Annotated in this window: 6 protein-coding genes; 2 read left to right on the top strand and 4 right to left on the bottom strand. The window is 69.8% G+C overall.

Going from position 1 to position 13,740, the window contains the following annotated elements:
- Positions 1 to 89: 89 nt before the first annotated feature.
- The 3 genes from treY to GCE65_RS01330 all read right to left on the bottom strand — a co-directional run bounded on the left by treY (position 90) and on the right by GCE65_RS01330 (position 4,986).
- Positions 90 to 2,411, bottom strand: coding sequence for a malto-oligosyltrehalose synthase (gene treY, locus GCE65_RS01340; protein WP_153877109.1), 2,322 nt, complete (start codon positions 2,409 to 2,411; stop codon positions 90 to 92).
- Positions 2,408 to 4,513: a glycogen debranching protein GlgX gene (gene glgX, locus GCE65_RS01335; RefSeq protein ID WP_153877108.1), complete on the bottom strand. Its 2,106-nt coding sequence runs from the start codon at positions 4,511 to 4,513 to the stop codon at positions 2,408 to 2,410. The genes treY and glgX overlap by 4 nt, the downstream gene beginning before the upstream one ends.
- Before the next feature lie 80 nt (positions 4,514 to 4,593).
- The gene (locus GCE65_RS01330; protein WP_153877107.1) at positions 4,594 to 4,986 is read right to left on the bottom strand and encodes an STAS domain-containing protein; all 393 of its coding nucleotides are present in this window, start codon (positions 4,984 to 4,986) and stop codon (positions 4,594 to 4,596) included.
- Positions 4,987 to 5,177: 191 nt separating this feature from the next.
- Here GCE65_RS01330 and GCE65_RS01325 point away from each other — a divergent pair, with 191 nt between their 5' ends.
- Both GCE65_RS01325 and GCE65_RS01320 read left to right on the top strand, forming a co-directional pair.
- A complete protein-coding gene (locus GCE65_RS01325) occupies positions 5,178 to 6,662 on the top strand; it encodes an MFS transporter (protein WP_228760052.1) in 1,485 nt (494 codons plus the stop codon).
- Positions 6,663 to 6,789: 127 nt separating this feature from the next.
- Entirely contained in the window at positions 6,790 to 7,464 is a 675-nt protein-coding gene (locus tag GCE65_RS01320) for a PepSY domain-containing protein (protein WP_194928770.1), read from the top strand.
- 81 nt (positions 7,465 to 7,545) lie between these two features.
- On the opposite strand, the gene GCE65_RS01315 is transcribed toward GCE65_RS01320, so the two are convergent.
- Entirely contained in the window at positions 7,546 to 13,737 is a 6,192-nt protein-coding gene (locus tag GCE65_RS01315) for a family 20 glycosylhydrolase (RefSeq protein WP_153877105.1), read from the bottom strand.
- Positions 13,738 to 13,740 lie beyond the last annotated feature (3 nt).

The raw sequence follows: 13,740 nt of genomic DNA, 5'->3' as shown, positions 1-13,740 counted from the left end.
CATAGCCGTCAGAACCGTCAGAGCCATCGGAACCGTCAGAGCCCTCATTACCGTCAGAACCGTCAGAACCGTCACTGCCGTCATTGCCCTCATTGAGCCTCCTCCTCCTCGTCCCGGACCAGGAGCGCCACCGGGTAGCGCGCGAGCAGATCCGCCACGGCGGTGGGGCCACCGTGGCGGGCGCCCGTGAGCACGTCGATCCCGGCGGGCAGGTCGACGCGGGTCTCCCGCCAGCCACCGGCGCGTTCGAGCCCAGCGGGAAGGCGGGTGGCCAGGGTGATCGCCCCGCCCCGGTCGAAGGCGAGCAGGTGGTCGGTCGCCGGTCCCGTGGCGGCGAGCGGGGCGTAGCGGGCGAACAGCTCGGGCCGGTCGCGCCGCAGCCGCAGCGCCCGGGAGACGACCCACGCCTTCGCCGCCCCGGTGCCGTCGATCGGTGGCGTGCGGCCGGCCTCGGCGGCGCGGTCGAGGCGCTCGATCAGGTCGGCGCGGGCGGCGAAGTCCACCGGGCGGCGATTGTCGGGGTCGACGAGGGAGTCATCCCACAGCTCGGTGCCGTGATACACGTCCGGGATGCCGGGCATCGTCAGTTGCACGAGCTTCTGCGCCAGGGAGTTCGAGCGGCCGTGCGGGGTGAGGACCCCGATGAACTCGCCCAGCGGCTCACGGATCTCGGGGTCCTCGTAGGCTCGGTCGATCACGTCGTGCACGGCGGCCTCGAAGCCGGCGTCCGGGTCGATCCAGCCGGTCGAGGTCGCGGCCTCCCGCATCGCCTTCTCGGCGTAGGCGTGCATGCGGTCCGGCTCGATGAAGCCGGCACCGACGAACGTCTGCCACAGCAGGTACGCGACGGGGCGATCGGGCAGCGGTGCGCGCTCCATGAGCAGCCGGGCGAGCGTCGTCCATTCGCCGGGGAGTTCGGCGAGCACGGCGAGCCGGGCGCGCACGTCCTCTCCGCGTTTGGTGTCGTGGGTCGACAGGGTGGTCATCGAGGCGGGCGCCCTCCGCTCGCGCCGGCGCTGGGCGGCGTGGAACTCGGCCGGTTCGGCACCCGGCGAGCCCGGATCGCCGCCCACCTCGTTGGCGGCGACGAAGCGGGTGTAGCGGTAGTAGGCGGTGTCCTCCACGCCCTTGGCCATGACGGCCCCGGAGGTCTGCTGGAACCGGACGCACAGCTCGTCGCCCGGGTCGCGCAGCCGCGGCGCGAGCGCGTCGAGGACGGCGACGAGAGCGGCGTCCTCGGGCGAGGACGCGCGGACGGCGGCCAGCGCCGCCTCGAGCCGGTCCGCGCCCTCGGGCAGGTAGGAGCGGTAGACGTCGAAGGCGACGAGCAGCTCGGTCAGTGCCGCTGCGGCCTCGTCGGCGCGCGCCACCTCGGGCACGAGCCGGGCGAGGCGGAGCACCTCGGCGCGCAGGATCGTCGTGGCGATCATCCGCTTGCCCGCGGCGACGTGCTCGGCGAACGTGCGGGGGTCGCCGGTGAGCTCGCGGTAGGCCGCGTCGAGGGGCGCGATGCCGGCCGGGTCGACGAACGCGCGCGCGACCTCGGTGAGCGCGTCGTAGCCCGTGGTGCCCTCGACCGGCCAGGAGCTCGGCAGCTGTTCGCCGGGTTCGAGGATCTTCTCCACGGTGATCCAGGCGTCGTCGCCGGCGAGCTCGCGCAGCCGCGTGAGGTAGCCGGCCGGGTCGGCCAGCCCGTCGGGGTGGTCGACCCGCAGACCTGCCGCGCCGTCGGCGATCAGGCCGCGGATCCGGCCATGGGTCGCCTCGAAGACCTCCGGATCCTCCACGCGCAGGCCCGCGAGGGACATGACGGCGAAGAACCGCCGGTAGTTCTGGTCGGTGTCGGCGCGGCGGAAGTTCACGAGCCGGTAGTGCTGGCGCTCGTGCACCCGAGCGGCAGTGTCATCGGCGACCGGGCCGGTGCCCGGCGCGATCGGGAACCGATGCTCGAAATACCGCAGCTCGTCGCCCTCGATCCGCAGCTGCCCGGGCTCGACGTCGTCGCCGAGTACCGGCAGGAGCACGACCTGCCCGGCCGGCCCGGACCAGTCCACGTCGAACCACGGGGCGTGCGGGGAGGCGGGGCCGAGCCGAAGGAGGCTCCACCAGGCCGGGTTCTCGGCCGGGTGAGCGACCCCCGTGTGGTTCGGGACGACGTCCACGATCACTCCCAGGCCGCGCCCACGCGCGGCGGCGAGCAGGCGCCGCCAGGCCGACTCCCCGCCGCGGACCGGGTCGACGGTCCCGAACGAGACCGTGTCGTAGCCGTGATCCGAGGTCGAGGGGAGCAGGGGCGAGAGGTAGTAGGCGCCGGCGCCGAGCGCGGCGAGGTAGTCGGCCAGGCCGGCCGCGGCGTTCAGGTCGAGGCCGGCGCTGATCTGCAGCCGGTAGGTGGACGCCGGCGCGGTCATTCGGACGTCTCCCGCAGCACCACGAGGGCGCGGGGCCCCACGGTGACGGTCTCCCCGGGGCCGACCACCCGGTCGGGCTCGGCCGCGGTCAGCGTGTCCACCACGATCTCCCACTCCGCGCCGTATCCGGCCGTGGGCACCCGGAAGTCGATCGGCTCGTGGTGGGCGCTGAAGTAGAGCACGAAGGAGTGGTCGGTGACCGGTTGACCGCGGGTGTCGGTGCCGGGGATACCGCGGCCGTTGAGGTAGACGGCGATCGCGCGGCCGAAGTCGTCGTCCCAGTTCTGCTCGGTCATCGCCGTGCCGTCCGGGGTGAACCATTCGATGTCGGGCACGTCGGAGTCCGGGTGGCTCACGGGCCGGCCGTCGAAGAACCGGCGGCGCCGGAAGATCGGGTGCCCGCGCCGGAGCGTCGCCATCCGGCGGGTGAAGCCGAGCAGCTCGTCGTCCAGGTTCTCCCAGTCGACCCAGGTGAGCTCGTTGTCCTGGCAGTAGCCGTTGTTGTTCCCGCCTTGGGTGCGGCCGACCTCGTCCCCGTGGCTGATCATCGGGATGCCCTGGGAGAGGAACAGGGTCGCGATGAAGTTGCGCTGCTGCTGCGCCCGGAGCGCGCGGATCTCCTCGTCGTCGGTCGGCCCCTCGACGCCGCAGTTCCACGACCTGTTGTCGTCGGCGCCGTCGGTGTTGTCGTCGCCGTTGGCCTCGTTGTGCTTGTCGTTGTAGGAGACGAGGTCGGCGAGGGTGAACCCGTCGTGGGCGGTGACGAAGTTGATCGAGGCGACCGGGCGCCGTCCGGAATGCTCGTACAGGTCGGCGCTGCCCGTGATGCGCGCCGCGAACTCGCCCATCGTGCCGGGCGTGCCCCGCCAGAAGTCGCGGATCGTGTCGCGGTACTGGCCGTTCCACTCCGTCCACTGCGGCGGGAAGTTGCCCACCTGGTACCCGCCGGGGCCGACGTCCCACGGCTCGGCGATGAGCTTGACCTGGGAGACGGTCGGATCCTGCTGCACGAGGTCGAAGAACGCCGAGAGCCGGTCGACGTCGTACAGCTCGCGGGCGAGGGTCGAGGCGAGGTCGAAGCGGAACCCGTCGACGTGCATCTCGGTGACCCAGTAGCGCAGCGAGTCCATGATGAGCTGGAGGGCGTGCGGGTGGCGCACGTTGAGGCTGTTGCCAGTGCCCGTGTAGTCCGTGTAGTACTGCGGGTCATCCGTCACGAGCCGGTAGTAGGCGGCGTTGTCGATGCCCCGGAAGTTGAGCGTGGGCCCGAGATGGTTGCCCTCGCCGGTGTGGTTGTAGACGACGTCGAGGATCACCTCGATGCCCGCCTCGTGCAGGGCGCGCACCATCGACTTGAACTCGGTGACCTGGCTGCCGGGCGTCGAGCCCGCCACGTACGTCACGTCCGGGGCGAGGAACGACAGCGTGTTGTAGCCCCAGTAGTTCGACAGGCCCTTGTCGACCAGCACGGAATCGTTGACGAAGTGGTGCACGGGCATGAGCTCGATCGCGGTGACGCCGAGTTCGAGCAGGTAGTCGATGATGACCGGGTGCCCGATCCCGAGGTAGGTCCCGCGCAGTTCCTCCGGCAGATCCGGGTGTTGCCGGGTCAGGCCCTTGACGTGCGCCTCGTAGATGACCGTGTCGGCGTACGGGGTCTTCGGGGGGCGGTCGGCGCCCCAGTCGAAGAACGGATTGATGACGACGCACTTGGGCATGCGCTCGGCCGAATCGGCGTCGTTGCGGCTGTCCTCGTCTCCGAAATGATACGAGAAGAGCGATTCGTCCCAGGTGATCGTGCCGTCGATCGCCTTCGCGTACGGATCGAGCACGAGCTTGTTCGGGTTGCACCGCTGCCCGCGTTCCGGATCGTAGGGGCCGTGCACGCGGTAGCCGTAGTGCTGGCCGGGGGCGACGCCGGGGAGGAACGCGTGCCAGACGAAACCGTCGACCTCCGGCAGCTCGATGCGCTCCTCGTTGCCGTCGGCGTCGAACAGGCACAATTCCACCTTCTCGGCCGCCTCGGTGAAGAGTGCGAAATTCGTGCCCGAACCGTCGTAGGTGGCACCGAGCGGGTAGGCGCGTCCTGGCCAGATCTCCATGGGCACAGTATGCGTGCCGAGGCGCCGGGCCGTCCCGGGTTCGGGGCGTGCGGGTGCCCGGACCGCTCGGGGCCGGGTGCTCACCGGTGCGGGAGGTCGTCCTCCGTGGTGAACTCCCCGAGCAGGTCCCGGAATCGCTCGGGCACGCCGGCGAGCATGAGCTCCCCGCCGATCATCCGGGCCTGGCGCTGGGCCGCGTAGAGGATCTCGAGGCCGGCCTCGTCGATGCGGTCGACCGCCGTGAGGTCCACCCGCAGGATCTCGCCCGGGCGAGCGGCCCGCATGAGATCGTGCAGGATGCGGTCTCCGGTGGCGGCGTCGATCGAACCCGCCACCTCGGCTCGGTCGCGGCTGAGGATCGGGCTGATCGTGCCGGCCTCGAGCACGGCCTCGGAGATCCCGGCACCGGCCGGAAGCTCCGCCGAATCCGGATCGGCGCTCGGTGCAGCATGGTGATCGTCTCGCTTGATCATCGGTCCACCACTCTCGTCGTCGGGTCGCTCCGCCCTCCCCGGCGGGCCGCTTCGTGCGGGTAGAGAGGACACTATCCCCCGCGTCCAACGCGCGTGTCGTAAGTAGAAGGCGGTGCGATGCGAAAGTCGCGGGTCCGGCCCGCGAGCGCGGGAACTGGGCCCGTCACGCGGCCGTGATTAGGATCGATCGGGTGCCCACCGAATCCGACTTCGTGCCCGATCCGCGCCGGTGGCGCGTGCTCGCGGTGCTCGTGGTGGCGCTGTTCATGTCGCTCGTCGGGGTGAGCATCGTCAACGTGGCGCTGCCGTCGATCCAGGCAGGACTCGAGGCGGATCAGTCCGAGCTGCAGTGGGTGCTCTCCGGGTACGCGCTCACCTTCGGAATCGGGCTCGTGACGGCCGGGCGGGCCGGCGACCTGTACGGGCGCGGGCCCCTGTTCATCGCGGGGGTGGCACTGTTCACCGCGGCGTCGGTCGCCTCGGGGCTCGCCCAGGACGCCCTGACGCTCAACGTGGCCCGCGCCGTGCAGGGGGTCGGATCGGGCCTGCTCAACCCCCAGGCTGTGGGCATGATCCAGGACCATTTCCGCGGCGCGGAGCGGGGGCGGGCCTTCGGGGTCTTCGGCAGCGCGGTCGGCGTGTCGGTCGCCGTGGGCCCGCTGCTCGGCGGGCTGCTCATCGAGGCCGGCGGGATCACGGACGGGTGGCGGTGGACGTTCTTCGTCAACGTGCCGGTCGGAATCCTCGCCATCGCGCTCGCACTGGCCTGGTTCCCGCGCCCCCTGCTCGATCGAGCCGGCCCGGATCGAGGCGATGGGGGCGATGCGGGGAGCAGCGGCGGCCGGCGCAGTCGCGACCTCGACCCGGTCGGGGCGATCTTGCTCGGGCTCGCCGTCCTGGCGGTGCTGCTGCCGTTCGTCGAGGGCGGCACCGCGCCCGCCTGGATCTGGCTCGCGTTGCCGGCCGGGGCGGGCCTGACGGCGGCCTGGCTGCGGTGGGAGCGGCGGCAGAAGCGCCGCGGGCGACATCCGATGGTCAACCTGGCGATCTTCCGCGTGCGCAGCTTCGCCAACGGCTCGTTGCTCATCACCCTGTACTTCATGGGGATCACGAGCGTGTGGGTGCTCGTGGCGTTGTACATGCAGGACGGGCTGGGCCACACGGCGCTCGAGTCCGGGTTCGTGGGGCTGCCGAGCGCGATCTGTTCGGCGGTCGCCGCCGCCTGGGGCGGGCGCAACGTGATGCGGCACGGCCGCAAGGTCGTCATCGGCGGGATGTACTTCGCCCTGGTCGGGCTCGTGGCGAGCATGGCGGTGGTGTGGCTCCAGGGACAGGGCCGGGCGAGCGAATGGTGGCTGCTGCTCACCCTCGCGTTCGTGGGGATCGCCCAGGGCTCGGTCATCAGCCCGAATCAGACCCTCACGCTCGCGGACGTCCCGCTCGAATACGCGGGCAGCTCCGGCGGCATCATGCAGACCGGTCAGCGCATCGGCACCTCGGTCGGGATCGCCGTCATCACGGCGCTCGCGTTCCGGATCCTCGAGATCGGCGACTGGCCCACGGCATTCATCGCCGGATTCCTCGGGATCATCGTGGTGGTCACCCTCGCCCTGGTCGTCGCCCTGGCCGACGAGCGCTACCGCCGCCGTCAGCTGCAGTACGACGCCGGCCGCTGACCGGCCCAAGGCTGGGATGAGAGACTTCTCATCCCCGGCTCATCCGGGTCACCGGGCCGGCATGGAGTATCGGGGAACCGGGCATCGATCGGAGGCCCGGGCCAACGGAGAAGGTAGGTGTCCTCCCATGAAACCCCACAGACTGCGCATCCCCGTCGTCGCCGCGGCGGCGGTCCTCGCCCTCGCCGGCTGCTCCGACCCGAGCGGTGACGGCTCCCCCACGGACACGACGCAGACCGCGTCGGCCACGCCCGGCCAGAGCCCCGAGTCGTCGGACGCCACCGAGCCCGCCACCGGCGCTTCGGACGACGCCACCGGGGACGCCTCGGGCGGGAGTTCTACGGACGCGACCGGGCGGGACGTCGACCTGGCCACGACCGAGTTCTCCGTGTCCGCCCAGACGGCACTCGACACCTCGCGCGAGGAGATCGGTGCCGACGGCATCGTGCACGGGATCGAACTCGACTACTCCAGCTCACGCGGCGCCTGGATCTGGGAGGTCAACACGCTCGTGGACGGCACCGACCATGAGGTCGACATCAACGCCGACACGGGCGAGGTGGTCGACCACGAGCAGGACTCGACCGACGACAAGGAGGAGGCGATCGACCTGAACGACCCGATGACGTTCGAGCAGGCACTCGACCTCGCTCACGGAAAGGTCGAGGGTCCGGTCCGAAGCTGGAAGCTCGAGTGGGACGACGGCGTGCGCGCGTACCAGTTCGACATCGGCGACCTCCACAACGACCAGGAGGTCACCGTGAACGTCGAGACCTCCGCCGTGACGGTCGACCGAGACTGATCGAACCGTGCCGGCAGCCATCGTGGTCGCGATCCCTCGTGAACGCGACCACGATGTCGTCCTGACCTGACTTGCGCAAGGCTAGCGAGCGCCGTCCACACGCCGCCGCAGCAGGAGCACTACTCCCGCGGCGAGCACGGCGATGGTCACTGCGGAGAGGCCGATCGGCAGACCCGCCCCGGTGTCCGGGAGAGCCCCGGGGGACGTCGGGTCATCGGTCGGCTCATCCGTGGGTTCGCCGGTGGGCTGAACCGTGGGCTCGCTGGTCGGCTCCTCCGTCGGCTGACCGGTCGGCTCTTCCGTGGGCTCATGGGTCGGCCCCTCCGTGGGCTCATCGGTCGGCCCCTCCGTGGGCTCATCGGTCGGCTCCTCCGTGGGCTCATCGGTCGGCCCCTCCGTGGGCTCATCGGTCGGACCCTCCGTGGGCTCATCGGTCGGGGTACTGCCGAGTTCACCGAGCGCGATCTCGGTGTGCTCGGCGTCGATCGTGAACGTCTGCGAAGGCGCGTCCGCGTTGTACCCCTCGGCCGGGCCGGTCTGGGTGAGTGTGTACTCCCCCGGATCAAGAGAGCCGACCGAGAAACGTCCCGGTGCCACACCGTCGTCCGTCACGCTCACCGACGAACCGCCCGGACCGTCGAGCTGCCATTGCGTGCCTGCGAGCAGCTCGCCAGTCAGGGCATCGGTCGCCGACCATGTCACGCTCCCAGTGGGCGGAGCAGCCACATAGGCATAGCCGTCGAGCACGCTGTAGGTACCGGAACGCTTGACGATCGTCACAGTGTGCTCGCCGGAAGCGAGTTCCCCCGATTCGTAGACCGGGATGTCTACGCTGCGCGAGGTCGCATGGGTGTCCACCGTGATCGGCTCGCCGCCGTCGATGCTCACCTCGATCTCGCCCTGGTCGCTGTTCGTCTCCCCGTACAGCCGGAACCGCGTGCCTGAGAACGCAATCTCGGCGGTGGCGCCGTTGTTCTTCGCGAACACGATGTCGCGCTGGTAGTCGCCGAAGGGCCTGGTGCCCTGGTACGTCCAGGAGGAGTCCCAGGTCATCGACTCGTCGGTCTCATTCACCCGAAGCCACGGATCGGGCTCGCCGACCGCGATCGTGCGGTCCGCCAGGTCCGCGGGCACGACGAGCTCCGCGAAGGTCGTACCCAACCGGCGAACGTCGAGCTGCGTCGTCCCCGCGTATACGGGCGTGTCGTCGCGAAGGCCTGAGATCGCGAGCAGCACGGTGCCATCCGCGGCACGGCTGGAGGTGTAGCGCAGGGTCGGCGTGCCGATGGCAGACAGGTCCGCGTACCCAGGCTCGAGGCCCGCGTCGGAGACTATGGCCTCCGGTACGTCGGCGAGGGTCGGGAACTTCGGGATCGCCGTGTTGTTGTCAGTCGTAACGTCGAGCGCGGGCGGGCTGCAGCGGTACTGCCCGATGACGCCCGACGCGTAGCTGTTGACGGTGCGCAGGTGGCCGGCGGGCGAACAACCGCCCTGGAACGCGCCGGTCGTCGCGAAAGCGGCATTTCCGTCCCACGTGATGAACTGCGAACCGGCATCGTCGTAATAGGTGTAGTTCGTGTCCGGGCCGTCATTGAACGCCACGTTACCCCGGGCGACCAGACCGTTCGCGAAGGTGGCCTCGACGTCCAACTCGCCGCCGTCGTCGTAGATGTACTCGGCCTGGTGACTCTCGAGGTAGATCGCGCCACCGTCGTGCAGGTACTGCATGTAGTTGTAGAGCAGGTTGTTGCTGATCTCATTCCGGGCGTTGACGTTCTGGTTGTTCTCGGGGTTGTCCGCATCCGTCGCGTGTCCCTGCACGATGCCCCCCGTGATCGCGGTATAGGGCGTGTCGTAGATCTCGTTGTGCACGAGCCGGAGGTCGCGCCCGAAGAGGATCGTGACGCCCGGGGCGGCCTTGTAGTCCAGGCCGACCGAGTGGATCACGTTGTTGCGCACGATCGTGCCCTCGACCACCTCGTTGTCCCGGTCGATCACGTCGCCCGCGACGGCGTCGGCATCGGGTGTGCAGTGCTCCTTGATCCCGGTATGGGTGGAGGCGTCCCAGGGCTGCGGGTCGAACGTGCAGCCGAGGTAGAGGGCGGTGGCGGAGATGTCTGTGAACTCGTTGCCCTCAATGAGGGTGTCCTTGGCGCCGTAGCGCACGCTCAGGGCCGCGCCGCCGAGGTTGCGGAACGAACCGTCGACGAAGGAGATGTTCTCGCTCGCGGTGACGTCGACGTTCGCAAGTGGCTGGCTGAGCGCGCCGTAGGGGCAGGTGCCCGGCGGGTCGGTCACATCGCACTTGCCCTGGTTCGGGGCGCCGGTGATGTGCAGGTTCGACTGCACCTCGGCGAAGCCCGTGACCGAGGGACTGAGCCAGGTCGCGAACGAGAACTGGAGGCCCTCGAAGCGGAGGTCGTGCACCGGCTCGGTCAGCGTGCCCGCCACCGTCATGAGCCGTTCGAGCCGCGGCAGGACGATGTCGAGGTCGGCGATCTCCTCGCCGTCACGCGGTACGTAGAACAGCGTGTGCGCGTCCTCGTCCAGGTACCACTCCCCGGACGAGAGCAGGGCCGGGTCGTTCTCGACCCTGCTGGGGATCGTCGACTGCGACATGTTCGGCAGCCCGCCGCTCTCGATGGCCGCGCGCGGCGGCCGCTTGGTCATGCCGTCCCAGCACGTGGGGAGCATCGTCACCGTCGTCGAGGAGCCACCCCCGCCGATGTCGGTGACGAGACAACGAGACTGGGTCCAGGGCCCGGTCTTACCGTCGTAGACGAACTCGACCTTCGGCGACTGGGAGGGGTCGATGCCCTGGAGGTACTCCTGCGATCCGACATCGGAAACGGTGTACCCGGCCGGACCACCGCTCCAGCCCGTGAACCCGAGTTCCGCGGCCGAGGCCTGCGCGACCGGCGCGAGCTCGCCGTCGACGTAGAGCTGCCGGGTCGCGCTGCCGGCGGGCACGTCGGCGCTCCAGATCCCGAGGTCGGCGTCGTGCAGTCGCCAGCCGGTGACGCTCGTTCCGCCCGAGAGGACGACCGTTCCCGGCGTCTCGGCCCGCCAGACGACCGGGGCCGTCGGAGTGCCGGAGTCGGCCTCCGTGAACTCGAGGGTGTCGGAGAGGTCGTAGCGGCCGGGCTCGAGGACCACCTCGACCTCGTCCCCGCCCTGTGCGTGCACGCGGGCCTGGCCCTTGACCTCGTCGAGCGAGCAGGGCTCCGCCTGCGTGCACGTGGCGCCGACGCCGTTCGTGGCCGCAACGAGACTCACCTGCGCGGCCGGGCCGCTGTCCACCGATGCATCGATCGTGAAGCCGGTGGTGAATTCCTCGCCTCCGGTCGCCGTCACGGTCACGGTGCCGTCGTAGGCCCCGGCGGCCTCGTAGCTGTGCGTGCCGGAGACCGTGAAGAGCGATCCGGCCGTGTTGACGGCGGAGCTCTCACCCGCGATCGTGCCCGTGGAGCTCGCACCATCGCCCCAGTCGATCGTCGCCGCGTACGACCCGGTGCCCCGCACCGGGCTAGCGATCCGCGCGACGGCGCCGTCGAATCCCGCGCCCTCGGCCTGTGTGCCGGGCAGGCCGGCGATCGTGGTCGTCCACGGCACGGCCGGGTCGGCATAGAAATTGACACCGGCGGCAAGCCAGCGCGGCCCCATCGTGCCGAGTCGCTCGGCATAGCTGGGCCACGAGAGGGTCTGCGCGCGCGGTGTCCACGCCTTTTCGATGAGGCCCGCGAGACGCGTCCACAGCATGTAGTCGATGGCGGGCAGGCCGTCGGCGAGGGTCTCCGACCAGAGCGCCCCCTCGACGGCCGTGATCTGGTCGACCGTGAGGCCGAGGGAATTCTGACTGTCGTGCGTGGTCTCGTCGATCACGTTGTCCAGGTCGAGCCGGTAGGAGTGCTCGGTCGTGAAGCCCGTGCCCTTCCACCCCCACTTGAGACCGGAACGGAACCCGTAGTCGAGGTAGGCGAAGTCGGTCGGGGAGATGACGACGTCGGAGCCGCGCTTGTACCAGAGGCCCTCGGTGTCGTTCGCGGCCGCGGGGATCTGGTTCTTCCGGTCGGCCCAGTACTGGTGCACGCTGTCGTCGCGCTGCATGGCGATCGGGCTCGGCGTCCAGCCGATCAGGCGCTTACCGTGTGAGGCGACGATCTCCTCGGCCCGACGGATGAACGACACATACTTGTCGTGGCTCATGAGAGAGGAATCAACCTCGTCGGCGCCGAGGTGGATGAAGTCGCTCGGCGAGATCGCCGACACCTCGCGCACGACGTCGTCGACGAACTCGTACACGATCTCCTTGTCGGCGCACAGTGGAATGAAGGTCGCCGAGCGGGAGTTGTCGCGGATCGGCGTGCCCTTCTGCCGCCGCTTCCATTCGTCCACCTGGTCGTCACAAACGAATTCCGGGTAGGAGGCGGTGGCGGCGTCGGAGTGTCCAGGCATATCGAATTCGGGGATGACCTCGATGAACTTCGAGTTCGCATAGGCTACGATTTCGGCAAATTCCTCCTGCGTGTAGAAGCCCGATTGCTCGGCCCCGGTGATCGACCAGGACGCGCCATACTCGGTGAGGTTCGGCCACGACTTGATCTCGAGCCGCCAGCCCTCGTCGTCGGCGAGATGCATGTGCAGCCGGTTGCCCTTGAGGTCGGCGAGCCTGTCGATCACGGTCTTGACGTCGTCGACCTCGACGAACGTGCGGGCAGAGTCGAGCATGAATCCGCGCTGAGCGATCCGCGGGAAGTCTGCGATGTGCGTCGCATCGACCACCCAGTCGGTCAGCACGGTCTCGGTGCCGTAGGCCCAGGCGGGCAGGAGCTGCAGGATCGTGCGCGTGCCGTTGAAGACACCGTTCGGGGTTGCGCCGAGGATCATCGCGCCGCCCGCCGAGGCCGTGAGTTCATATGCCTGATCGGCTTGATAGCCGGGCTCTGCGCCCGTGTCCGGCGTCCCGAGGGCGAGCACGAGATCGGCGGGCGCGGGGGCGTCGTCCACGATCGGCAACTCGAAGCCCGTGACCGGGCGGAGCCGCTCGGCGAGTTGTTTCGCGACCGCGGCCAAGTCCGTGTCGCCGGTGACGATTCTGCTGGCAGCGGTCAGCTGGAACGCGTCGGCGTCGAGATCCTCCTGCGCGACCGGCGCGGGCACGACCTGACCGGCGGGCGGCGGCGGGGGCGTGGGGCCGTCCCAGATCTCGAAGGCGAAGATCGACAGGCCCCACTTCGAGGCGTTGTTATTCGTCTGCATCCGCACGTACCGGAACGCGTCCTCGGACTCGATCGCGACCGAGTCGGTGCGGGCCCCCTCGCCCGTGACCCGCGCGAGCTCGGTCCAGGTCTCGCCGTCGTTGGAGCCCTGCACGAAGTAGTCGCTCGAGGCGGCCCCCTCCCACACGAGCACCACGTGATCGATCACGACCGGCACAGGCACTGCGACCTGCAACCAGTCGTTCGTCGGATCGTAGGTGTCGTCTGGGTTCGTGCGCGTGTATCGCGAGCCCCACCGGGTCGTCGGATCGCCATCGATCGCGTTCCCCGGCGCATAGCCCGCGGCCTCGCCCATGTGCAGATACGTCGAGGCCGCCGTCGCCGTGCCATCCCGCGCCACATCACGGCCGTACTCCGATGGTGGCGTAGCGTCGACGGAATCCCAGATCTCGAAGGTGAAGATCGACAGGCCCCACTTCGAGGCGTTGTTGTTCGTCTGCATCCGCACGTACCGGAACGCGTCCTCGGACTCGATCGCGACCGAGTCGGTGCGGGCCCCCTCGCCCGTGACCCGCGCGAGCTCGGTCCAGGTCTCGCCGTCGTTGGAGCCCTGCACGAAGTAGTCGCTCGAGGCGGCCCCCTCCCACACGAGCACCACGTGATCGATCACGACCGGCGCAGGCAGTGCGACCTGCAACCAGTCGTTCGTCGGATCGTAGGTGTCGTCTGGGTTCGTGCGCGTGTATCGCGAGCCCCACCGGGTCGTCGGATCGCCATCGATCGCGTTCCCCGGCGCATAGCCCGCGGCCTCGCCCGTGTGCAGATCCGTCGAGGCCGCCGTCGCCGTACCCTCACGTGCCACGTCGCGCCCGGCCGCCGCCTCGGCGGGCTGCGGGGTCGCGATGATCCCGGCGAACGCGAGCGCCAGCGCACCGAGCACCGCCGCGGCCGCCGCGAGGTGTCTCCAGGCCGCGCGCATCCGATGAGTGCGCCGAGGCGGCGTGAGCGCTCCATGCGTGCTCGGCGTGGAACCGGATCTCGCGGTGATGGACATGCA

The sequence above is a fragment of the Pseudactinotalea sp. HY158 genome, assembly GCF_009660225.1.
Classification (GTDB): Bacteria; Actinomycetota; Actinomycetes; order Actinomycetales; family Beutenbergiaceae; genus HY158.
Note: the sequence above shows the minus strand (reverse complement) of the source record. Positions and strands in the feature narration are given on the sequence as shown.